Source organism: Vibrio paracholerae (assembly GCF_037672085.1).
Lineage (GTDB): Bacteria > Pseudomonadota > Gammaproteobacteria > Enterobacterales > Vibrionaceae > Vibrio > Vibrio cholerae.
The window spans coordinates 2,413,819-2,438,964 of sequence record NZ_JBBHLM010000002.1; the positions used below are offsets into that span (position 1 = coordinate 2,413,819).

Annotated in this window: 15 protein-coding genes; 5 read left to right on the plus strand and 10 right to left on the minus strand. The window is 49.8% G+C overall.

The genetic code is table 11. The features are described from left to right. Positions 1-17 precede the first annotated feature (17 nt). From R4537_RS16035 to R4537_RS16055, 5 genes are all read left to right on the plus strand, one after another. Positions 18-1,742, plus strand: coding sequence for a glycoside hydrolase family 9 protein (locus R4537_RS16035; protein ID WP_071179696.1), 1,725 nt, complete (start codon positions 18-20; stop codon positions 1,740-1,742). Next, positions 1,739-2,623 (plus strand): glucosamine kinase nucleotide-binding domain-containing protein, encoded by an 885-nt coding sequence (locus R4537_RS16040; RefSeq protein ID WP_071179695.1) that lies wholly within the window; start codon positions 1,739-1,741, stop codon positions 2,621-2,623. The genes R4537_RS16035 and R4537_RS16040 overlap by 4 nt, the downstream gene beginning before the upstream one ends. After that, the gene (locus tag R4537_RS16045) at positions 2,620-4,533 is read left to right on the plus strand and encodes a beta-N-acetylhexosaminidase (protein WP_071179694.1); all 1,914 of its coding nucleotides are present in this window, start codon (positions 2,620-2,622) and stop codon (positions 4,531-4,533) included. Before R4537_RS16040 ends, R4537_RS16045 begins: the two co-directional genes overlap by 4 nt. Positions 4,534-4,650: 117 nt before the next feature. Beyond that, positions 4,651-7,056 carry a glycoside hydrolase family 94 protein gene (locus R4537_RS16050; RefSeq protein WP_071179693.1) on the plus strand — a complete coding sequence of 802 codons (2,406 nt, stop codon included), beginning with the start codon at positions 4,651-4,653 and terminating at the stop codon, positions 7,054-7,056. A gap of 122 nt (positions 7,057-7,178) precedes the next feature. Continuing rightward, entirely contained in the window at positions 7,179-8,591 is a 1,413-nt protein-coding gene (locus R4537_RS16055; protein WP_002031082.1) for a phosphoglucomutase/phosphomannomutase family protein, read from the plus strand. A 131-nt stretch (positions 8,592-8,722) separates the two neighbouring features. On the opposite strand, the gene R4537_RS16060 is transcribed toward R4537_RS16055, so the two are convergent. The 10 genes from R4537_RS16060 to hrpB form a co-directional block, all read right to left on the minus strand. Continuing rightward, positions 8,723-9,754 carry an ABC transporter ATP-binding protein gene (locus tag R4537_RS16060; RefSeq protein ID WP_071179692.1) on the minus strand — a complete coding sequence of 344 codons (1,032 nt, stop codon included), beginning with the start codon at positions 9,752-9,754 and terminating at the stop codon, positions 8,723-8,725. Continuing rightward, a complete protein-coding gene (locus R4537_RS16065) occupies positions 9,754-11,379 on the minus strand; it encodes an ABC transporter permease (RefSeq protein WP_071179691.1) in 1,626 nt (541 codons plus the stop codon). The genes R4537_RS16060 and R4537_RS16065 overlap by 1 nt, the downstream gene beginning before the upstream one ends. An 83-nt stretch (positions 11,380-11,462) precedes the next feature. Then, positions 11,463-12,476, minus strand: coding sequence for a Fe(3+) ABC transporter substrate-binding protein (locus R4537_RS16070; protein WP_071179690.1), 1,014 nt, complete (start codon positions 12,474-12,476; stop codon positions 11,463-11,465). Positions 12,477-12,618: 142 nt separating this feature from the next. Next, positions 12,619-13,848 carry an ammonium transporter gene (locus tag R4537_RS16075; RefSeq protein ID WP_000423543.1) on the minus strand — a complete coding sequence of 410 codons (1,230 nt, stop codon included), beginning with the start codon at positions 13,846-13,848 and terminating at the stop codon, positions 12,619-12,621. 21 nt (positions 13,849-13,869) lie between these two features. Then, positions 13,870-14,208: a P-II family nitrogen regulator gene (gene glnK, locus R4537_RS16080; RefSeq protein ID WP_000767166.1), complete on the minus strand. Its 339-nt coding sequence runs from the start codon at positions 14,206-14,208 to the stop codon at positions 13,870-13,872. Between the two features lie 177 nt (positions 14,209-14,385). Continuing rightward, the gene (locus R4537_RS16085) at positions 14,386-14,766 is read right to left on the minus strand and encodes a YacL family protein (protein WP_071179689.1); all 381 of its coding nucleotides are present in this window, start codon (positions 14,764-14,766) and stop codon (positions 14,386-14,388) included. Positions 14,767-14,920: 154 nt separating this feature from the next. After that, positions 14,921-17,518 (minus strand): bifunctional aconitate hydratase 2/2-methylisocitrate dehydratase, encoded by a 2,598-nt coding sequence (acnB, locus tag R4537_RS16090; RefSeq protein ID WP_071179688.1) that lies wholly within the window; start codon positions 17,516-17,518, stop codon positions 14,921-14,923. 264 nt (positions 17,519-17,782) lie between these two features. Continuing rightward, entirely contained in the window at positions 17,783-20,074 is a 2,292-nt protein-coding gene (locus R4537_RS16095; protein ID WP_071179687.1) for a patatin-like phospholipase family protein, read from the minus strand. A 233-nt stretch (positions 20,075-20,307) separates the two neighbouring features. Then, positions 20,308-22,641 (minus strand): penicillin-binding protein 1B, encoded by a 2,334-nt coding sequence (gene mrcB, locus R4537_RS16100; protein WP_071179686.1) that lies wholly within the window; start codon positions 22,639-22,641, stop codon positions 20,308-20,310. Beyond that, positions 22,638-25,100: an ATP-dependent helicase HrpB gene (hrpB, locus tag R4537_RS16105; RefSeq protein ID WP_071179685.1), complete on the minus strand. Its 2,463-nt coding sequence runs from the start codon at positions 25,098-25,100 to the stop codon at positions 22,638-22,640. The genes mrcB and hrpB overlap by 4 nt, the downstream gene beginning before the upstream one ends. Positions 25,101-25,146 lie beyond the last annotated feature (46 nt).

Genomic DNA, 25,146 nt, shown 5'->3' on the forward strand with positions numbered 1-25,146 from the left:
TACTGTGGAGAAAATGAATGCTGTTACTGACCAACCACATTGGCTATGAAACCCAAGGCCCTAAACAGGCGGTGTTGCTGTGTGGACAAACACAACTCATGGACGATTGTGTGCTTTTGGTTTGCGCCCGTAGTCACCAAACCGTTGCCAAGCTCGCTATTGAGTGGCACGGCAAGATCGACAACTGGCATCAGGGACAATTTCATCGTATCGATTTTTCCGATTTCACGACGCCAGGCGACTATTATCTGCGCCTGGAACACACGCATTCTGCCACTTTTACTATTGCGCGAGGCGTATTAATGCAACGCACATTTTCTGATGTGCTGCACTACTTTAAATCGCAACGCTGCTCTGGGCAGTTTGATCAACAAGACAAGCAAGTACCGCTGCTGGGCACATCAACCACTGCCGATGTGCACGGTGGCTGGTACGACGCTTCAGGTGACGTTAGCAAGTATCTCAGTCACCTTTCTTACGCTAACTATTTGAACCCACAACAAACACCTTTGGTGGTCTGGAACATGCTCAAAGGGTTAGCGGTTTTACAACATCACTCGGGTTTTGCATCGTTTTCTCGCACTCGCCTCAAGGATGAAGCGTTGTTTGGTGCTGATTTTCTACGCCGTATGCAAAACTCCGAGGGATTTTTTTATATGACCGTCTTTGACAAATGGAGCAAAGACACCCAACAACGGGAGATTTGTGCCTACGCGACCCAACAAGGCCATAAATCCGATGACTATCAAGCGGGTTTTCGTCAAGGTGGTGGCATGGCGATTGCGGCACTTGCCGCAGCCGCGCGTTTGGATACGCACGGCGAGTTCACACAAGCTGACTATTTACAGGCGGCAGAAAAAGGCTACTGGCACCTCAAAGAGCATAACCTCGCCTACCTCAATGATGGGGTTGAAAACATCATTGATGAGTACTGTGCACTCTTGGCGTGTTGCGAACTTTACCGCACGACAGAGAATGACCAATATCTGGCTCAAGCTCGTGAGTGGGCACAGCGTTTAGCCAAGCGTCAATGCAGCGATGAACAAATTGCGCACTACTGGTCTGCCACCAGCAACGGTGAGCGCCCATACTTCCACGCCAGTGATGCAGGTCTGCCTGTCATTGCACTTTGCGAGTATCTGAATATTGAAACGGATACTGCTAACTACGCTCAACTCCAAAGAGTGGTCGAGCAAGCCTGCCAATTCGAATTAGCGATAACTCAACAAGTCTCCAACCCGTTTGGGTACCCGCGTCAGTATGTCAAAGGGGTGGAAAGCGCCAAACGCACCAGTTTCTTTATCGCCCAAGACAACGAAAGTGGTTACTGGTGGCAAGGTGAAAATGCCCGTCTCGCCTCTCTGGCGAGCATGGCCTATCTTGCTCAGCCTCATTTGAGTACCGCCATCGCTAAACCGCTTGAACAGTGGTCACAAAATGCCCTGAACTGGATTGTCGGGCTCAATCCTTACAACATGTGCATGCTCGATGGACATGGGCACAATAATCCCGATTACTTACCTCATTTAGGCTTTTTCAATGCCAAAGGCGGTGTGTGTAACGGCATAACCGCGGGCTTTGATGACCCAAGAGATATCGCGTTTAACCCAGCAGGGCAAAAAGATGACATGCTGCAAAACTGGCGTTGGGGAGAACAATGGATCCCGCATGGCGCTTGGTATCTGCTTGCCATCATCAGCCAATTTGCTCACTTTACCGCTCACGGGGAGGAGAACCAATGAACTACTACGTAGGCATTGATGGCGGCGGTACATCCTGCCGTGCTCGCATTCGTAATCAGCAAGGTGAATGGATTGGCGAAGCCAAAAGTGGCAGCGCCAACATCATGCTCGGTGTTGAGGTGGCGTTGCGTTCTGTAGTCGATGCGATCACCCAAGCGACAGAGCAAGCCGGGTTATCACCAGACGACTTCCCTCGTATGCATGTAGGTCTTGCTTTGGCTGGTGCGGAGCAAAAAGAGGCGTGGCACGCTTTTATGCAGCAAGCGCACCCTTTCGCTTCCATCACGCTTAACACCGATGCTTATGGCGCTTGTCTTGGCGCGCACCTTGGAGAAGAGGGCGCGATCATGATCGCCGGAACCGGATCGTGTGGCATTTTGCTAAAAGGTGGCAAACAGTACGTGGTTGGCGGTCGTGAGTTCCCAATCTCCGATCAAGGCAGCGGCGCCGTCATGGGCTTACGCCTGATTCAACAAGTGCTGCTCGCACAAGATGGCATCCGTCCCCATACTCCGCTGTGTGATGTGGTGATGAACCACTTTAACCAAGATATTGATGCCATTGTGGCTTGGTCTAAAACCGCTCTACCTCGCGATTATGGGCAATTTTCACCTCAGATTTTCAGCCATGCTTATTGCGGCGATCCTCTCGCGATTGAATTACTCAAACAGACCGCCGCAGACATTGAAATGCTCCTGTTCGCCTTACACCACAAAGGCGCAGAACGCATCTGTTTAATGGGCAGCATTGCTGAGCGCATTCAAGATTGGCTCTCCCCACCGGTACAGCAGTGGATTGTCAAACCGCAATCGGATGCTATCGAAGGCGCATTAATGTTTGCCGGTAAGCCTGAGCACAACCTGTATAAGGATGGTTTATGAGTTATCGAATTGAATTTGCGGTGCTCTCGGAACAAAAACCGGATTGCCGTTTTGGTTTAACCCTGCACAATTTGAGCGATCAAGATTTGCATGATTGGTCGCTGTATTTTGTGATTGATCGTTACATCCAACCCATGAGTGTGACCAACGGTCAACTGACCCAAGTCGGCAGCTTATGTTCGATTGTTCCAACGGAAAAAGTGTTGCCAGCTAATGGCCACTTTTATTGTGAGTTCATCATCAAAACCGCGCCTTACCATTTCTACACCGATGGGGTAAAGCACGCGTTTGTCCAACTCAATGATAAACAGCCTGTTGAACGTATTAACGTCGCGGTTAACCCTATCGTTCTCGCATCACCATTTCGCGAGCGTAGCCAGATCCCTGAAGTGACCGCGGCTGAGCTCTGCCTCATCCCCAAACCTAACTCACTGCAACGTTTCCAAGGTGAGTTTGTGGTCAACCACTCCAGCCAGATCTCGCTGCAATCGGACTCGGCCGCGCGTGCTGCACGCTGGTTAGAGCAAGAATTGCATGCACTGCATGGGTTCAAACTGAATACGGTTGGCCATAGCGATATCGTCTACCGCAGTAATCCCACGCTCGATGAGGGCCATTATCAACTCAATATCGAAGCGCAAGGGATCAAGATTGAAGCAGGTAGCCACAGTGGCTTTATGCATGCCAGCGCGACTTTGCTGCAACTGGCGCAAGCGCATCAAGGCTCATTGCGCTTTCCTCTGGTCAAAATTGTCGATGCACCGCGCTTTAAGTATCGCGGCATGATGCTCGATTGCGCCCGCCATTTTCACTCGCTTGAGCAGGTCAAACGAGTGATCAATCAACTGGCACACTACAAATTTAACGTGTTCCACTGGCATCTGACCGATGATGAAGGTTGGCGTATTGAGATTAAACGCCTGCCGCAACTGACAGACATTGGTGCATGGCGTGGCATGGATGAAGTGCTTGAACCTCAATACAGCTTACTCACCGAGCGTCATGGCGGTTTCTATACCCAAGATGAGATCCGTGCAGTGATTGAGTACGCCAGCGATCGTGGCATTACTGTCATCCCTGAAATTGACGTACCAGGGCACAGCCGCGCCGCGATTAAAGCGCTGCCGGAATGGCTGGTTGATGAGGAAGATTGCTCGCAATATCGCAGTATTCAGTACTACAACGACAATGTGCTCTCCCCTGCACTGCCGGGCACTTATCAATTCCTCGACATCGTATTGGAAGAAGTGGCTGCGCTGTTTCCAAGCCAATTTATCCATATCGGTGCCGATGAAGTCCCACACGGCGTGTGGGTAGATAGCCCGAAATGCCAAGCCTTAATGCAAGAGCAAGGCTATACCGACCCGAAAGAGCTGCAAGGCCACTTACTGCGCTACGCCGAGAAAAAACTCAAGAGCTTGGGTAAGCGCATGGTCGGCTGGGAAGAAGCCCATCACGGCGACAAAGTGAGTAAAGATACGGTGATTTACTCTTGGTTATCGGAAAAAGCCGCCTTGGATTGCGCCAAACAAGGCTTTGACGTGATTTTGCAACCGGGACAATTCACCTATCTCGATATCGTTCAAGACTACGCTCCTGAAGAGCCGGGCGTGGATTGGGCGGGTGTTACTCCGCTAGAGCGTGCTTACGGTTATGAACCGTTAGCCGACGTTCCGGCCAATGACCCACTGCGTAAACGCATTTTAGGTATTCAATGCGCTTTGTGGTGTGAATTGATCAATAACTCAGAACGCATGGAATACATGCTCTATCCACGTCTCACGGCATTAGCAGAAGGCGGTTGGACAGAGAAATCCCAGCGTAACTGGTTGGATTATCTCGCGCGTTTGAAAGGGCACCTACCTCTGCTTGATAAGCAAGGCATCCCTTACCGCGCGCCTTGGAAGTAATTTTGCCTTGGAAGACATTCTTCCGAAATCGTAACAATGGCGTGACGGAATTCACGCCAGTTTTCACTAGCAAAATTTTTAGCTGCCACAAGGCAGCTGGTTTAAAAGGAAAGCACAATGAAATACGGCTATTTCGATAATGATAACCGCGAATACGTCATCACTCGCCCTGACGTACCCGCACCTTGGACTAACTACCTCGGCACTGAAAAGTTCTGTACTGTGATTTCGCACAACGCAGGGGGATACTCATTCTACCACTCACCTGAGTACAACCGCGTCACCAAGTTTCGTCCAAACTTTACCCAAGATCGTCCCGGGCACTATGTTTACCTACGCGATGATGCGACAGGCGATTTCTGGTCAATCTCTTGGCAACCAGTTGCGAAAAGCCTTGAACAAGCGAAATACGAAGTTCGCCACGGCTTGTCCTACTCAAAATTCAAGTGTGAGTACAACGGCATTCACGCCACCAAAACTCTGTTTGTTCCTAAAGGCGAAGATGCCGAAGTTTGGGATGTTTTGATTGAAAACACTTCGAACGAAGTGCGCACCATCAGTGCGTTCAACTATGTTGAGTTCTCTTTCAGCCACATCAAATCAGATAACCAAAACCATCAGATGTCGCTCTACTCAGCGGGAACAGCGTTCAAAGATGGCGTGATTGAGTATGACCTGTACTACAACACCGATGATTTCCTCGGCTTCTACTACCTGACTGCAACTTTCGATGCCGACAGCTACGACGGCCAACGTGACCAATTCCTAGGCATGTACCGTGATGAAGCCAACCCAATCGCCGTGGCGCAAGGTAAGTGCTCAAACAGCGCGCAAACTTGTTACAACCACTGTGGTGCACTGCATAAGCAATTCGTGCTGCAACCGGGCGAGAAGGTGCGCTTTGCGGTGATCTTAGGTGTAGGTAAAGGCAACGGCGCAAAACTGCGTGAAAAATACCAAGACCTGAGCAAAGTGGATTCGGCCTTTGCAGGTATCAAAGCACACTGGGATGAGCGTTGTGCGAAATTCCAAGTGAAATCACCAAACCAAGGTCTCGATACCATGATCAACGCTTGGACTCTGTACCAAGCGGAAACGTGTGTGGTGTGGTCGCGTTTCGCCTCTTTCATTGAAGTCGGCGGCCGTACAGGCCTTGGCTACCGTGATACTGCGCAAGATGCGATCTCCGTACCGCACACTAACCCAGCAATGACTCGTAAGCGCCTCGTTGACCTACTGCGTGGTCAAGTGAAAGCCGGTTACGGTCTGCACCTGTTTGATCCTGACTGGTTCGATCCAGAAAAAGCGGATGTTAAACCGTCTAAATCACCCACAGTTGTCCCCACACCGTCGGATGAAGACAAGATCCACGGCATTAAAGATACTTGTTCTGACGATCACCTATGGATTGTGCCAACCATCCTCAACTATGTGAAAGAGACCGGTGACTTCGCCTTTATCGACGAGGTGATCCCTTACGCGGATGGCGGCAACGCAACCGTATATGAGCACATGATGGCAGCGCTAGATTTCTCTGCAGAATATGTGGGTCAAACCGGTATCTGTAAGGGTCTGCGTGCCGACTGGAACGACTGTTTGAACCTCGGTGGTGGTGAGTCCTCTATGGTCTCTTTCCTACACTTCTGGGCGTTGGAATCTTTCCTTGAACTATCACGCTATCGCAATGATGAAGCGGCAACCGACAAGTACCAAGCGATGGCCGATGGTGTACGCGAAGCGTGTGAAACTCACTTGTGGGATGAACAAGGCGAATGGTACATCCGTGGCCTGACCAAAAATGGCGACAAGATCGGAACCTTCGAACAAGTGGAAGGCAAAGTGCATTTAGAGTCTAACTCGCTGGCAGTTCTGTCAGGCACGGTTAGCCATGAGCGCGGCATCAAAGCGATGGATGCGGTCTACAAATACCTGTTCTCCAAATACGGTCTACATCTGAACGCCCCCTCATTTGCAACGCCAAATGATGATATCGGTTTCGTGACTCGCGTTTACCAAGGCGTGAAAGAGAACGGCGCGATCTTCTCGCATCCAAACCCATGGGCATGGGTAGCCGAAGCGAAACTGGGTCGTGGTGATCGTGCGATGGAGCTGTATGACGCACTCAACCCATACAACCAAAACGACATCATCGAAACCCGTATTGCTGAACCGTACTCTTACGTACAGTTCATCATGGGGCGTGACCACCAAGATCACGGCCGCGCTAACCACCCATGGTTAACCGGTACTTCTGGCTGGGCATACCATGCGACCACCAACTATATCTTGGGTATCAAAGCGGGCTTCGATGCACTGGAGATCGATCCTTGTATCCCAACTTCATGGCCGGGTTTTGAAGTCACTCGCGAATGGCGTGATGCGACTTACCAGATCAAAGTTGAAAACCCGCAAGGTGTTTCAAAAGGCGTGAAATCCATCACCCTGAATGGTCAAGCGATTGAAGGTGCCGTTCCTGTGCAAGCCGCAGGCAGCGTTAACCAAGTCGTGGTTGTTCTAGGTTAATCCATTTTCGGGCACTCGCTGAGTGCCCGTTTGCTAATACCTAAGCGTTTTATATGCCCAGACCACTTGTCGTTGCAGCCAACACTCTTGCAGCGCCAAGTGGGAAGGGATAGGGGGAGAAAATGATTAAATTTGGTACTGGCGGCTGGCGTGCGTTTATTGGTGAAGAATTCACTAAAGATAATGTGCGCTTGGTGGCTCAAGCGTTAGCCAACATCATCCATCATGAACAAGCCGCAAACGAAGGCTTCGTAATTGGTTACGATCGCCGTTTTCTGTCAGACAAAGCAGGGCGCTGGTTTGCTGAAGTGTTAGCCGCCAATGGCGTTGTGGTGAGCTTTATTGATAAGTTCGTACCAACCCCTGTGGTGATGTTTAAAGCCAAAGAAATGGATTGCGCTTATTCAGCTTGTATTACCGCCTCACACAACCCAGCCGACTATAACGGCATCAAAGTGTTTATTCGTGGTGGCCGTGATGCAGATGAAGTGATCACTCAGAAGATCGAGCAGCAAATTGCCACACTGACTTTACAAGACGTGAAATCGATCGACTTTGATCAAGCCGTCAACGACAAACTGATCGACATCATCAACCCGATGAACGAGTTCGTCGACAGCATCATCAACTTCATCGATATTGAAGCGATCAAAAAAGCCAATCTGCGAGTGTTGATCGACCCGATGTTCGGGGTGGCGAAAAACGCGCTGCAAACGGTACTGATCAATGGCCGCTGCGACGTGGACGTGATCAACGATGGCAAAAACCCTGATTTCGGTGGTTTGATGCCTTCGCCTAGCGCTGCCACCTTGTATCGCTTGAAGCATCTGGTGAAACACGAAGGTTATGACATCGGTATCGGTACCGATGGCGATGCGGACCGCCTTGGCATCATCGATGAAAAAGGCAACTTTATTCACCCGAACGAAGTGCTGATCCTGCTGTACTACTACATGCTTGAATACAAGGGCTGGAAAGGGTCTGTGGTGCGTAACATTGCAACTACGCATCTATTGGATAAGATCGCCGCCGATCATGGTGAGCGATGCTTTGAAGTACCAGTAGGCTTTAAACACATCTCTTCGCAAATGGAAGCAGACGACTCTCTGATTGGCGGAGAGAGCTCGGGTGGCCTTACGATTCGTGGCCACATCAAGGGTAAAGATGGCGTGTTCGCCTCTAGCCTATTGGTGGAAATGATCAGTGTGACGGGCAAGAAACTCTCTGAGCTGTTAACCGAGATCTATAGCCGTTACGGCTATGCCTACACTGCGGAAGGCGATTGCAAATTTAAGCCCGCCCAGCGTGATGAGATCTACAACAAAGTCTACATTGAGAAAAAACTGCCTGAGTTTGAATTCGACATCGACAAGGTCAGCTATGAAGATGGGGCGAAAGTCTACTTCAAGAATGGTGGCTGGGTAATTGCCCGCTTCTCCGGTACTGAACCTTTATTACGTATTTTCGCCGAAATGGCCGACAAAGATACTGCGGAGCGTGTTCTTCAACAGATGAAAGCTTTCTTGGCGTTGTAATCATCGCCTTGTCAAATCATCCCCTGAGGTTAAGTCCCCTCAGCGGAGAAGAACACTTGCCCGACGCTCGACGTCGGGCTTTTTTATGCAGGTAAAATACTTGGGTAACACAAGACGCTTGGCAGAAGGATTTAGGCGAAAGCGAGCACGCCTTGGGTATCAATATTGACCGAGACTGACTGCCCTAACTCCAGCGGTTGCGAAGAGGTCGCGATAAGCTGAGTGCCATGTGCATCAATCAGATAGCGACAATGGTCGCCCATAAACTGCTGCTCCGTCACCGTCACACGGCTCTCCTCTTCCGCGCGAATTTGCACCTGTTGTGGACGCAGCAGTAACTTACACTCCGCCTCTACCGCGATCGGTTGGCGCGCAATCGCTTCGACCACCCCAAGCGCCGTTTGGTACTGAGTTTCACTGATCCGCTTGGCGCTTAAATAACTGCCCCCGCCCAGAAAATCGGCCACAAATTGACTCGATGGTTGGTAGTAAAGCTCTGCGGCGGTGCCGTATTGTTCAATCACCCCACGATTCATCACCGCCATTTTATCAGCGAAGGCAAACGCTTCTTCGCGTGAGTGAGTGACGAAAATCGCCGTGACTCCGTGCTGTTTAAAGATCTTACGAATCTCAATGATCAGCTCATGGCGCACTTGAGTATCGATATTGGAAAACGGCTCATCAAGCAGTAACAGATCGGGCTTATACGCTAAGGCACGAGCAATGGCAACACGCTGCTGCTGCCCCCCCGATAGTTGATGCGGATAACGCTCTGCGAAAGCGTCAAGATGAACCAGAGCCAGCATCTCGGCAATTTTGGCCTGCTTTTGCTTCGCGGACATCGCATCTAACCCAAAACCAACGTTTTGCGCCACGGTAAGATGGGGAAACAATGCGTAATCTTGGAAAATCATTCCGATATTGCGCTGCTCAGGAGGCAACCAGCGTTTACCGTCATCCAAGGTGACACAGTTAAGGCTAAGCTGACCAGAAGCCAAAGGCAGCAAGCCGGCAATCGCCTTCAGCAAGGTGGTTTTACCACAACCACTTGCGCCAAGCAGACAGACAATTTCGCCCGGATTGACTTGCAAAGAGAGAGATTTCAATACGGTTTGTGCATCGTATTGGCAAGTGAGATTTTCAATCAGCAGTGCGCAACTCATTAGTGCTTTTGCTCCAAAGAACGGTTAACCATAACAAGAGGAATAAGCCCGACCAACACCAGTAAAATGGCGGGTAGCGCCGCCAACTCTAAACGCTCATCTGAAGCGTAGTTATAGACGTAAGTAGCGAGAGTTTCAAAGTTAAACGGGCGCAGCAAAATCGCCGCGTTCAATTCCTTCATCGATTCAATAAACACCAACAAGCCTGCGATTAATGCGCCGCGGCGAATCAGCGGCAAGTGTACACGCTTGAGCATTTGATTGGCATGGCAGCCCATAGTGCGCGCTGCCATATCCAACGAAGGTGACACTTTACTGAGGCTACTTTCGATGCTGCCAATGGCTACCGCCGAGAAACGCACCACCAGCGCGAACACAATCGCAAATAAGCTGCCGGAGAAAACAAGCCCAGGACGTCCCCACTCCATCATTTTAGCGATATCGTTGATCAAATGATCCAGTGCGAGCACAGGCACTAAAATGCCAATAGCCAGAACGGTTCCCGGCACCGCATAGCCCATCGAAGAGAGGCGCATCAAGGCAACACTGGTACGATTATTTTGTAAACGAGCATAAAAGTTAGCCACTAAAGCCACCAAGACCGCTACAACAGCTGCACTGATCGAGACGGTAAAACTGTTGATCGCGTACTCTTTAAATTGGGTGGTCCAACTCTGGGCAAAATAGGTCCACGCGTAACTGATAAGTTGCAGCAAAGGCAGAATAAACGCCACGGCTACTAATCCCCAGCACCAGATTAAAGCTGCCCATAAGCGCCAGCCTTTTAAGCTATAACGATACTCTTCATGGCTATTAAATTGGGTTTGATACAGTTTTTGTCGACGACGACTATAGCGCTCACTACTGAGCAGCAGCAGCACCATCAACAACATAATTGCCGAGATTTTTGCAGCCGCATTAAGATTAGAATAACCGAGCCAAGTATCGTAAACCGCGGTGGTCAACGTATTCACCGCAAACAGGCTTACCGTGCCGAAATCACCAATGGTTTCCATGGCCACCAAAGACAAACCCACCGCAATCGCAGGCCGTGCTAACGGCAGAGAAATACGTCGAAAACTTTGCCACGGTGAACACTTCAGTAAGCGCGCAGACTGAAGCAAAGTGACGTTTTGCTCCATAAACGCCGCGCGGCACAAAAGATACACATAAGGATAAAGCACCAGTGCTAGTACAACACTCGCACCGCCTAGGCTACGAATATCAGGAAACCAGTAGCTACCCGCTTGCCAACCGGTCCAATCACGCAAGGCGATTTGGATGGGACCTGCGTAATCAAACCAATGGGTAAATAAATACCCAATGATATAAGCAGGCATCGCCAATGGCAGGACAAGCGCCCATTGCAGCCAACGTTCACCGGGCAGTTTACACATGGCAATCAGCCAAGCTGACGGTACCCCAAACAGTAAAGCCAAGAGCAATACCGAGCAGGTTAATACCAAGGTATTAAAAATATAAGTGGGCATCACAGTCGCCAGAAGATGAGCAAAAACCTCATCACTGTTGCCGAATGCGGTATAGAAGATCGCTAAGATCGGTAAAACCAGCAGAGTGGTTAACACTAGGCTGCTGGCTTTCCAGGCAAAATATTTTTCTTTCATCGCCTATCAGTATAAGGCTTGAACAGCAAGCAGATACTGCATCCCTCAAATAAAATAGGGGTACGTTATACCCCTGATTTTACTTACAGGTCAAATTTGACTTCATCGATCAATTTGATCGCTGCAGCATTGTTATCTGCAATTTTTTCCAGTGGCAGACTGTCGGCTTTAAACTCGCCCCAAGACTCCACCAATGCAGAACGTTGTACACCCGGTTTGACTGGGTATTCGTAGTTCACTTCGGCATACATTTTCTGAGCCGTTTCACCAGTCAAAAACTCCATCAGTTTCTGCGCGTTTTCACGGTTAGGTGAGTATTTAGCCATCGCCATACCACTCACGTTAACGTGTGTTCCTTGCACATTTTGACCTGGGAAGTTGATGTACACCGCTTCAGCCCAAGATTTCTGCTCTTGATCATTCAGCATGGCGCCTAGGTAGTAGCTGTTACCCAATGAGACATCACACAGACCTTCTTTGATCGCGCGAACTTGGTCACGATCGTTGCCTTGCGGTTTGCGTGCTAGATTCGCTTTAACGCCTTCTAGCCAAACTTTGGCTTCCGCTTCACCGTGGTTAGCAATGATGGAAGCGACTAATGCGATGTTGTAAGGATGCTTACCACTACGAGTACAGATTTTGCCTTTGAACTCAGGCTTTGCCAGATCCATATAGTCAAAATCATCACCGAGCTTACCTAGGCGATCACGTGAAGAATAGACACTGCGAGTACGCTGAGTCAGAGCAAACCATTGATCGCCACTATCACGATATTGAGCCGGGATATTCTCTTCAATAATCTTGCTATCCAGTGGCTGCGTCAGGCCCTTTTCCGCCAACTCAAATAGACGGCTAAATTCAGCAGTTAAAACCACATCAGCAGGACTGTACTCACCTTCTTGAGCAAGCTTTTCGGCAATACCTTCTTTCGCAAACTTCACGTTAACTTTAATGCCAGTTTCTTTCGTAAATTCAGCAAACATCGGCTCAATAAGAAACGGTTGGCGATAAGAGTAAACATTGACTTCTTGAGCAGCAAAAGCAGAAGGGGCAAGCACACTGAGCGTTATCGCTGACAGGCTGAGCAGTTTTTTCATTGAGTATTCCTTTTTGACTAGTAATGATAACCTTTATCAATCGCAATGTATTATAGGAATGTTCAATAAGAAAACAATTGGCAAAAAAACAAAACCCGCCTTTACGGCAGGTTTTGTTCGGGTCAATTTGTAAAATGATATTTCACTTAACAGTAACAAACTCTGGGTAAGCACCGACACCACAATCGTGCATGTCCATCCCTTCCATCTCTTCTTCTTCAGAGACGCGGATCCCCATCGTCGCTTTAAGTACGCCCCAAACCACCAGACTTGCACCAAACACCCATGCGAAGATCACCGCAGCACCGAGTAATTGTGCGCCAAAGGTTGCATCAGCGTTGCTCAGTGGTACCACCATCAAACCGAAGAAACCACACACGCCGTGGACGGAAATCGCACCCACTGGATCATCAATTTTCAGCTTATCGAGGCCAATAATGCTAAACACCACCAGAGAACCAGATACTGCGCCAATCGCTACCGAATAAAGCGGTGAAGGAGAGAGAGGATCAGCCGTAATCGCCACTAAGCCCGCTAATGCACCATTCAGTACCATGGTGAGATCCGCTTTACCCCAAGTGGTTTTACACACTAAAAGTGCAGCGATAGCCCCTGCCGCCGCAGCCGCATTGGTATTGAGGAAAACTTTGCCCACGGACGTCGCATTTTCAAAATCCGACACCATCAACTGTGAGCCACCGTTAAAGCCAAACCAGCCGAACCACAGAATAAACGTACCAAGTGTGGCCAATGGCATGTTGGAACCGGGAATTGGGTAAATTTCACCATTTTTGCCGTATTTACCTTTACGAGCCCCGAGCAGAAGAACGCCCGCTAATGCTGCTGAAGCCCCCGCTAAATGCACTATGCCAGAACCAGCAAAATCGCTATAACCCGCTTCAGATAAGAAGCCCCCCCCCCAAGTCCAGTAACCTTCAACGGGGTAGATGAACGCGGTCAATACTGCGGAGAAAATCAAAAACGCCCAGAGTTTCATCCGTTCTGCGACGGCACCAGAGACGACAGACATCGCGGTTGCCACAAACACCACTTGGAAGAAGAAGTCCGATTCGAGCGAATGGTCAGCGCCATCGGCCTGTGAGCCAATCAGCGCACCAAACGAAGGCAACCAGCCACCTTCCGTATTATCGACATACATGATGTTGTAGCCGACGATCAAATAGGTGGTACAAGCAATCGCATACAGAACAAAGTTTTTCGTCAAAATTTCGGTGGTGTTCTTGGAGCGAACCAAACCCGCTTCCAACATAGCGAAACCTGCCGCCATCCACATGACGAGCGCTCCTGAGATCAGGAAGAAAAATGTATCGAGTGCGTAACGCAGCTCAGTAACTGTGATTGATAGTTCCATAATCAAATCTCATCCTTGAATTTAAAGGGCTTCTGAATCCATCTCGCCAGTACGGATACGCACCGCTTGGCTTAGGTCATACACAAAAATTTTGCCATCACCGATTTTTCCGGTGTGTGCCGCCTTAATGATCGCTTCAACCACGCGATCGACATTGTCGCTTTGAGTCGCAATTTCAATTTTGACTTTAGGGAGAAAATCGACCTGATACTCAGCACCGCGGTACAGTTCAGTGTGTCCTTTTTGACGTCCAAAGCCTTTCACTTCAGACACCGTCATCCCCTCAATCCCAACATCCGCCAGCGCTTCGCGAACATCATCCAATTTGAATGGTTTAATGATTGCGTTAATCAGTTTCATCTCTTCCTCTCTGAAGCAGTCGTCCATTTACTCTTCATTATCCAAGGGGCGTGCCAACTTTTTAACTTAATGATTTTTATGGATATATAGGCATTTGTTGAGTAAAAAAACAAAAGGCCGCACCGATTCGGTGCAGCCTTTTCCCAACAATAACGCACAGCGTATGAGCAGGATGGATTAGAACCTACCCTGATTTTGAATAAAGCTTTGCCACTGTGTCAGTAAGGCCACAAAGTCCTCTCGCCCACAGGCGGCAATACTTTCGCTGTCATACAGAGCAAAATCGGTTTCTAATTCATGCTCACTCTCATAAGCCAGCGCATTGTCTTGCACTGTGATTTCATCGCCTTGCACCAGTAATGAGATTTCACGTCCCGTCCATAAAAACTCTTGGGCTGGTGATTGTTCTGCCTTATCGATCAGCCCTAATACTTGATTAAGTTTGGCTAGGTCTTGGCCAATCTCTTCTTGTAGCCATCGCCCGACGATTTGGTGCTCCATATTGCATCGCACCGCATACTCACCGAGCAGGGTATTTTTAATAAATTCAAATTCCATGGTGAACACTCCACCGATCCACAATGGCGCGAGTATATCGCAAACCCCGTCACGATACTTAGACAAGTGATGACCACCGAATTAGACCGACGGAAAAATACCCATAATAAAGCCGCGACAAGCGCGGCTTTAAAAGAGGATTCAATCACTCTGCTTACGCAGGTTCTTGGAAGATGACCGAATCTGCTTTACTGGTGTACTGCCCCATACGGTGGAAGTTGAGGTAACGGTAGGTATCCGCAGCCGCTGCATCAATCTGCTTCGCATACTCCATGTACTCGGCCATAGTAGGAATTCGCCCCAGAATGGCACCGACTGCAGCGAGTTCAGCAGATGACAAATAAACGTTAGCCCCAGTGCCCAAACGGTTCGGGAAGTTACGCGTTGAAGTCGACATCACGGTTGCTTTGTCCGCTACACGTGCTTGGTTACCCATACACAACGAACATCCCGGCGTTTCGATACGCACGCCAGCACGACCGAAAATACCGTAGTAACCCTCTTCAATCAGCTGGTCACGATCCATCTTGGTTGGCGGAGCGACCCACAAACGGGTATTCAATTGGCCATTGAATTTCTCAAGCAATTTACCCGCCGCGCGGAAGTGCCCGATGTTGGTCATACAAGAGCCGATGAACACCTCATTGATGGCTTCACCCGCACACTCAGAAAGCAGACGGGCATCGTCTGGATCGTTTGGCGCACATAGGATTGGCTCTTTGATCTCAGCAAGATCAATCTCAATGACATACGCGTACTGCGCATCTTTGTCCGCTTCCATCAGTGTCGGGTTGGCTAACCAAGCTTCCATCGCTTGAATACGGCGCTCAATAGTACGGCGATCGCCATAACCTTCAGCAATCATCCACTTCAACATCACGATGTTCGAGTTGAGGTACTCTTCAATCGATGCTTGCGACAGCTTCACGGTACAACCTGCCGCTGAACGTTCTGCGGATGCATCAGACAACTCAAAGGCTTGCTCAACTGTTAGGTGTTCAACCCCTTCGATCTCTAGGATACGACCTGAGAATTCGTTGATCTTACCTGCTTTTTCTACCGTGAGCAGACCTTGCTTGATGCCGTAATAAGGGATGGCATGCACCAGATCACGTAACGTGATCCCCGGTTGCATCTTACCCTTAAAGCGCACCAGAACTGATTCAGGCATATCCAGTGGCATTACACCCGTCGCGGCCGCAAACGCCACCAGACCAGAACCTGCTGGGAATGAGATCCCGAGAGGGAAGCGAGTATGTGAGTCACCACCAGTACCGACCGTATCTGGCAGTAGCATGCGGTTTAACCATGAGTGAATAACACCATCGCCCGGACGCAGTGAAACACCGCCACGGTTCATGATGAAATCAGGTAATGTGTGGTGGGTTTGCACATCAACTGGTTTTGGATAAGCCGAGGTATGGCAGAAAGACTGCATCACTAAATCGGCAGAGAAACCAAGACAGGCCAGATCTTTCAATTCATCACGCGTCATTGGGCCTGTAGTATCTTGCGAACCGACGGTCGTCATCTTAGGTTCACAGTAAGTCCCTGGGCGAATACCTTGTACGCCACACGCTTTACCCACCATTTTCTGAGCCAGCGTATAGCCTTTACCGTTATCGGCAACCGCCACGGGACGACGAAACTCTTTTGACGCATCCAAACCCAATGCATGACGGGCTTTGTCTGTCAGGCCACGTCCAACGATCAGCGGTATACGGCCACCCGCACGCACTTCATCGTACAGGACATCGGTTTTCAGTTTGAAAGTCGCCAGTACTTCGCCCGTCGCGTGGTTACACACTTTGCCTTCAAATGGGTAAACGTCGATCACATCGCCCATATTGAGCTTAGCGACATCCACTTCGATCGGCAGCGCGCCAGCATCTTCCATGGTGTTAAAGAAAATTGGAGCGATTTTACCGCCAAGCACATATCCGCCCGTGCGCTTGTTAGGCACATTAGGAATATCGTCTCCCATAAACCACAACACTGAGTTGGTTGCCGATTTACGTGATGAACCGGTACCGACCACATCACCCACATAAACCAGTTGGTGACCTTTGGCTTTAAGTGCTTCGATCTGTTTGATCGGGCCAACTTTACCCGGTACATCCGGCTCAATGCCATCGCGCGCGTTTTTCAGCATGGCTAATGCGTGTACAGGAATATCAGGACGTGACCATGCATCAGGTGCTGGAGAGAGATCGTCCGTGTTGGTCTCACCCGTCACTTTAAATACGGTTAAGGTCACTTTTTCAGGCAGTGCCGGCTTAGATAGGAACCACTCTGCATCAGCCCAAGATTGCAGTACTTGTTTCGCAAATGGGTTACCCGCTTTGGCTTTTTCTTCCACATCGTAGAAGTTATCAAACATCAATAGGGTATGAGACAGCGCTTTCGCGGCAATCGGAGCCAGCGCGCTATCGTCCAGTAATTCAATCAGCGGTTCGATGTTGTAGCCGCCTTGCATGGTACCGAGTAGCTCAGCCGCTTTTTCACGACTCACCAACGGAGATGCGACCTCGCCTCTCGTAACGGCAGTCAAGAAACCCGCTTTCACGTAAGCCGCTTCATCGACACCCGGAGGAATGCGATTTTCAAGTAGGTCAAGAATGAAAGCTTCTTCACCTTGTGGGGGATTTTTCAGAAGTTCGACAAGTCCTGCGACTTGCTCTGCGTCTAGGGGTTTAGGTACAACTCCTTCAGCGGCACGCTCTGCGACGTGTTTACGGTAGGCTTCAAGCACGACTTTTTCCTCTCATTGCGGTTCACTCAGTTGATTATAAAAATACGAGCGAACATCCTTGGAAACTTGGCTCTCCCTAGCCCTTGTTTTCACTCAAATTGACTGAGAAACAGCGCCATAGAGGCCAAACTGTGGGCGTCAGAATAGCAAGTTTAACGATAAATTAAAATCTCATCATTTTGACCAACATAGCAACTTGAGACTAAAGTTTTAGCTTTCTCACTGAGTGAAAAGCGTGCAAACCCCACCCGTCTCAAGCTCTCACTATTTAAATGTGGTACCAATAATGAAATAGATCGAGTCATAATTCTGCTCGGTGCGACCATAGCCAAACATAATCGGCCCAATCGGCGAATTGACCCCAGCGAAGATCGAACCTGCGCCATACAAAGGGGCATCTTGCAAACGCAAATCGGGATCAGACCAGACGCCACCGTATTCAATCGATGCCCCTAAGTAGACGGGAGAAGTAAACATGCCAAAGTCATTATCAAACCAACGGTAACGGTAAACGAGGTTTCCATACAGCTTGTTTTGACCAATCAAGCTATTGCGAGGTATGCCCGACAAGTTGAGAAAACCACCGATGCTTTTCGGATCAATTGGGGTGGATGAGTGTTTACTTTTCACCACTCCCATATCCAAGTTTGCGACTAAAGTATGGCGTGAGAAGGTGTGTGCGGCGATCAATCGCCCAGAAAGCTCCGATACGGTATCGGAGAAGGGAGACTCCCCTGAAATGGGATTGCTACCATCAAAACTGTCTTTAGAGATCAGATATTCCAAGTCAAAATAAATCCCTTGCTGAGGCAGACTGAAGTCATCCAAAGTATCGTGTCGATAATCGAAAAACACCCCGCGGCGCTGGAAGGAAAAATCCCCAAAAACCGGTAATGAAGAAGCTTCGCCATTGCCTTTGCTGTAGCGAGTACCGAGTTTCATTTCTCGCCATAACTCGATCTGATAACCGAGTGCCAGTTCGGCAACCCATTCGGAATAGGTAACTGGTAAGTAATTCTCCGTAGCCGCGAGAGAGGTGTCATCAAAACCTGCTAAAGGAGCGTTTCGTCGCTCGTTGCTAAAATGCAGCAGTGCTGTCGTAAACGTTTTTTGTCCTGATAACAGTGGCGAATAAAGCTCGGCTTCAATCAGCTTATCAGTCCCCATATCCATATTCAGAGCCAACTCTGCACCGTGTGAGCTGATGTCCGTAAAATTGGTCGAAATTCCAAGGGCATACTGACTTTCCGTATCAAAGTCATCTTCTAAAAAGAAGCGGAAGTTGACGTAATTGGGCCCCCAAGACTTTTCACGCACATCGATTACCAGTTGTTGTTGGTCATCGAGTTGCTCGTATTGATAACGCACCAATTCGAAGCGATCTAGGGCATAGAGATCTTCTATGCTGGCTTCAATCTCTTCGGTGCTGAGCTTTTGTGCGGGCTCTAAATTGAGTCGGTTCAGTAATAGCAGATCGCTGTAGTGGGTGTTGTTTTGCAGAACAATGTCGTCCACCTGAACATTATCACCATAGCGCAAGGTTTTACGCCGCTCTTCTTTCTCATCCACATATTCTTGGTATTGCGCTGAACTTAGGGCAATTTTCTTGAAAAAAGCCTGATTATCCATCGCTTCTTGGTAGCCCATCGCAAACGCCGCCGGCATTTTGTCGAATTCCATGGTCTCCATTTTGCCCACGGGTGGGCGCAGCAGCAGATCGCGCGAGGTCAAATGATCGCTCTGTTTTTCCGTGCTGCGGCGAACTAAATAATTGGAAAGCTGGTCTGCAACCGTAAAAAGATTGGTGAAATCCTCTTGGCTTTTGTAGTCGGTACTGATGTCGACTGCGATGATAATATCCGCTCCCATCGCACGCGCGACCTCAACGGGCATGTTATTGGTGACACCACCATCCACCAGCCACAACCCGTCAATTTCATAAGGTGGTAACGCACCGGGTACTGACATGCTGGCCATCATGGCATCCACCAAAAAGCCTTTATCAAGCACGACTTCTTGAAGGTGAATAATGTCGGTCGCTACCGCGCGATACGGGATCACCAACCCATCAAAAGAATCGAAGGCGGGAAGATTGCCTGTGGTTTCACGCAACATGCGCAGCATGTTTTGTCCTTGCACTACGCCTTTTGGCGCGCGGACTTCCCCCCAGTGTAGGCCAAGATCTGTGGTGATTTGGTAGCGATCTTCATACTCTTTGTCACGGACTCGGCGCTGGCTACGATCGACACGATCTCGATAACCTCGGTTCCAATCCACGCTATAAATCAGCGCTTCAATCTCCTCAGCGCTCATTCCTGTTGCGTATAACCCACCGACATAAGCCCCCATGCTGGTACCAGTGATGATATCGACGGGGACGTGCATCTCTTCCAACGCTCGCAGCACCCCCATGTGCGCAGCGCCTTTGGCACCGCCCCCTGCCAGAACTAACGCGATTTTAGGTCGTTTGGCAACTTGAGCTTTAACTTCTTGTGCCAAGGCCAATGGGGCAAACAATATCCCTACGACTGCGCTGAATGATACCGCCCATTTCATCACGTGAGTTATCCTCGAAATCCTTAAGAATCAAACTAATATATACCTAAACCATTTGGAGTTACAGGTAGACGGTAAGTGAGTTCATTCCTATGAACATGCACAGGCTCTATGATTGGGGTGAACGAACTTAGCCAACACCACTACAACGTCAAGCAGGAAGGGAATAGTCACCTATTGCCACACAAACAACGTGAAGCTGCCGTTAAGACAACTTCACGCCAGCGAATGTATTACCAATCAAACAGCTTTTTGATCCACTCGGTTGGGCGGTTTTCACACTGCTGTTTTAACTGCTGTTGATTGTCCCAAATAGGCAGTTTAAACGCATTATCACAGTCGAGTTTCAATCCACCTTGCGTCTGTTTCGCAAAACCAAAGGTCGTGATGCCTTCAGGCCAAGGTAACTGCAATTTCTCAGGGATACGGTATGTCAAATACTGCGCATAAACACGCAATGCCCCACTCGCGCCAGTGAGCTTGGTTGGCTGATTATCATCACGGCCAAGCCAAATAGTGGTCACTTCACGGCCATCTACACCAACAAACCAACTGTCACGGTTATCGTTGGTAGTACCTGTTTTGCCCGCCAGTGCTGCACTACTGAACTGCGCGTTCAAATAACGTCCTGTACCTTCTTGTACCCCTTGTTTCATGGCGTAAGTCGTCAGCCAAGCGGCTTGCTGATCTACCGCTTGTGACACTTTCGGCAGGGATTCATACAGCACATTACCGTCCAGATCGAGCACAGAACGCAGCGCAGAAAGAGGCGCTTTTTTGCCAGAATTGGTCATAGTTTGGTACATCTGCGCCACTTGATATGGGGTGAGCGAAAATGAGCCTAGCAACATAGAAGGCACTGGGCGTATTTCATCACGATTAACACCTAAACTGGCTAAGGTTGCCGACACTTGATCAAGCCCAAGCTGCATACCTAGCTTAACGACTGGCACATTGAGTGACTTAGCTAAAGCCTGATAGAGAGGTACATCACCACGGTATTCACGGTCGTAGTTCCTTGGTGTCCATAATGAGCCATCACCCGCTTTCAAAGTCAGCGGTGTATCTTCCAAGGTCGTCGCTAAATTGTACTGCTCAGGATGGGCTAAAGCCGTGAGATAAACAGCAGGCTTAACCAGAGATCCAATCTGCCGACTGGCATTGAGCACGCGGTTAAAACCATCATAACCAGTACGCTTACCGCCAACCATGGCACGAATTTCACCACTATTACGATCCACGGCGATCGCGGCAGCTTCCAAATCTTTGCCTGCCGTTTTCGCCAATTGCGGGATCTGTTCGTGAATTGCTTGCTCCAGCTTGGATTGCGAGACGGGATCGAGTGAAGTAAACACTCTCAATCCGGAATCCGCTTTAAATTTGTCGCCCAGTTTTTGTTTAAGCTCAATCGATACTTGCTGGAAATACGCTGGCTGACGGCTAGCGATTTGTGCGGTTTTCTGCACATCCAACGGACGAGTTACCGCTTGCTGGTACTCTTGTGCGGTCAGAATATCGTGCTCCATCATCAGCTTCAGCACCAGATCGCGCCGCTCGCGAGCGCGATCTGGGTAACGCATTGGGTTGTAATAAGAAGGCCCTTTAACCATGCCGACCAACAATGCCAATTGATCAATCCGTAGCTCTTGCAGTGGCTGACCAAAATAGAGTCGAGAAGCCAATCCAAAACCGTGGATCGCATCCGCGCCACTTTGCCCTAAATAGACCTCGTTGAGATAGGCTTCAAGAATACGATCTTTGCTGTAACGATAATCGATGATCAGCGCCATATAGGCTTCACGCAGCTTACGCCACAAGGTGCGATCACTAGAAAGGAAGATGTTTTTAGCAAGTTGCTGGGTCAAAGTACTGCCCCCTTGCACCGTGCGCCCCGCTTTGAGGTTGACCACCATAGCGCGCCCAATCGCGAGAGGCGATACGCCATCGTGCTGATAAAAATCACGATCTTCGGTGACCAAGAGCGCATCAACCAAGACTTCAGGGAATTGATCGCGACGTAAAAAGAGTCGCTGCTCCGACGAATCTTTTTCCAGCATGCCCATCAATTTGGGATCTAAACGCAGGTAGCCTAGTTCCCGCTCTTGCTCTAATGATTCAATTTTGTTCAAACCACTGCCATCAAAGGTGAGCATCACTCGGCGATCCGGCTCTGGCCCATCCGCGAATTCAAATGGACGGCGGATCAGCTCAATTCGACTTGAAGAAGACGCGTACTCACCGGGAAAACGTGGCTGAGCGACTTTACGGTAGTTGAGTACATCCAGCTCATTACGCAGTTCCTGCAAACTGAGGCCGTTGCCCGGTTCAAGATTCAAGATGCGTGCATACACCACGGTCGGCAGATCAAATAACTGACCGTCAAAGCGCGGCTTGATTATCGAATCGAGATAAATACCAATAAAAACCAGCACTGCGGCCAGCGTCAATGCTAATTTCCAGCCAATACTCCAAATCCTTCCCAGCCAGATTTGCAGCTTGGAGGAAGAGGCTCTTTTACCACTGCGCGCTTTACGGCCACGCGATCTGTTACTACTTCTTCTCGTCATGCGTTCAATTGTCGTTTAGTTTTACTGGTTGCCACATGGTTGGCAGGATCATCCGGCCACACGTGTTTCGGGTAACGGCCTTTCATCTCTTTTTGTACTTCTTTGTACGCGCCTGCCCAAAAGCTGGCGAGATCGCTTGTGACTTGTAATGGTCGCTGCGCGGGAGAAAGCAGTTCCATTACCACCGCGCGCGTCTCTTTGGCAACGCGCGGCGAACTTTGCTCACCGAACATTTCCTGCATGCGCACGGAGAGTGTTGGCTCCATCCCCGGCTGATAACGAATTTTTTTGTGATTCCCCGTTGGCAGCAGGTGATGGGTTGGCAACCATTTATCAAGCTGCTGACTAAGCTCCCAGCCAAGATAGTGCTTTAGTGCTTGCAGCACGGAAACACTCTGTAAACCTTTTACCGAGGTCACGCCCACCAAATAAGGCTCTAACCACAGTTCTAGGCTCGCAAGTAATGCGTCATCATCCAAAGTTGGCCAAGCTTCTTCCGGCAGCCATTCGGCAGCACAGCGCGCACGAGCAAGCCACTCGCTTGCCTCTTCGCTCCACTGTAACACTGTTAAGCCCTTGCGCCGGACATAGCTCAGCAAAGCTTGTGTCATTTTTTGTCTATCTGGCTCAGGCAACTTTTCACGGCGAAGAATCAATTGATCAATTCGCCACTGCGCTTGTGCGCTCAAGCGACCCGCTTTTTCATCCCAATCTACTTGTTCAACCCGAGAAATCAGCGCTGGTAATACACGCTCAAGCGCGTGGATATCCAGCTCAAGCGCACTAAAAATTTGACTGGCTTGAGTTTGACCACGCATCAAATCCAAGGCGACCAGATAATCGGCGGCGGACAAACGCTCTTCCACCGCCAGCCACGCACCATGACCATTGGCGAGTAAAAATTGCCCCGTTTGCTGGCCGCGCTGCTGGGCAATCCGATCTGGAAAGGCCAAACACGCCACTAAAGGCAGCCATACTGAATCAACCGAGGAGAGTGAAAATACCGTATCGAGCTTGTGCGCCAAAGATTGGGCGCGTTGGAGCAGCAGTTGTTGCTTAGGATGACGACCTTGCTGCAAGCGGTGCAAGCTGTGCTGTACATCAAGCACTTGTCGCTCTGGCTCTTCAAGCAGTACCGCCAGAGCTAAAGCGCTTTGCCGCGCGGACTCGCCTAAGCGATCAGCGCTCAGCAGCATTGCGGCAATCCGTGGTTCAACCCCGAGTAAATGTGCTTCTTTACCGGACGCAGTGAGCTGTGCTCTTGCATCCAAAAGGCCAAGACGCTGCAACAATTGCTGCGCCTGCATAAACGCGCTGCTCGGTGGTAAATTCAACCAAGTCAAATCGCTCGGCTGCGCACCCCATTGCGCCAGCTCTAACGCCAGCGGCGCTAAATCCGTGTGTAGCATTTCCGGCTCCGGTACCCAAGGCTGCTGCTTGAGCTGCGCTTCGCTGTATAAGCGCACACAAATTCCCGGCTCTAAACGTCCGGCACGCCCTGCGCGCTGCTCGGCAGAGGATTGAGCAATCCGCACTTGTTCAAGGCGAGTAATGCCGGTTTTGAGATCAAAACGCGCACTGCGCTCAAGCCCACTATCAAGCACTATGCGAATGCCTTCAATGGTCAACGAAGTTTCAGCAATATTGGTTGCCAAAACCACTTTGCGCCGCCCAGCAAGTGGGGGAGCAATCGCGCGCTGCTGCGCGGCGAACTCCATCTGTCCGTACAAAGGGCAGATTTCAACCTCGCTAGCCAAATCGCTTAACTGTTCGGTTAAGTGGTTGATGCTAGCGGCACCGGGCAAAAAGGCCAGCAATGAGCCCGTTTCGTGCTGCAACAGGTGACGAATTTGTCGCTGCATCGCGATAACCAACGACTCATCAGAACGTAGAGGTTGATAGCGAATCTCTATCGGGAAACCGCGCCCTTGTGATTCGACATAGCTCGCTTGCGGCAGTAAGTTTTGCAAAGCTTGCTGATCGAGTGTGGCCGACATCACCACGATTTTTAAATCTTCCCGCAGCGCAGACTGCACTTCGAGCGCCAACGCTAAGGCAGTATCAGCGTGAATGCTGCGCTCATGAAACTCATCGAAAATCAGCACATCTATGCCATCCAATTCAGGATCGTTTTGCAACATGCGCGTCATAATGCCTTCGGTGACAATCTCCAACTGAGTGGCTCGGCTGACTCGGTTTTCACCGCGCACCCGATACCCTACACGCTGCCCGACCTCTTCCCCCAGTTGCTGCGCCAAATAACGGGCAATATTACGCGCAGCCAAACGCCGAGGCTCCAGCATAATGATTTTGCCGTGGAACAGTCCCGCTTGCAGTAACTGCAACGGAAAGTAGGTGGACTTACCGGCACCGGGTGCGGCTTTGAGGATGAGCTGTGGAGAGTCGGAGATGCCGGACAACAACTTCGGCATCACCTCAATAATCGGCAGTAGTGACAAGGGCGCTTCCTACAAGGTTAAATGGCCGCGCCATTGTACATAAAAT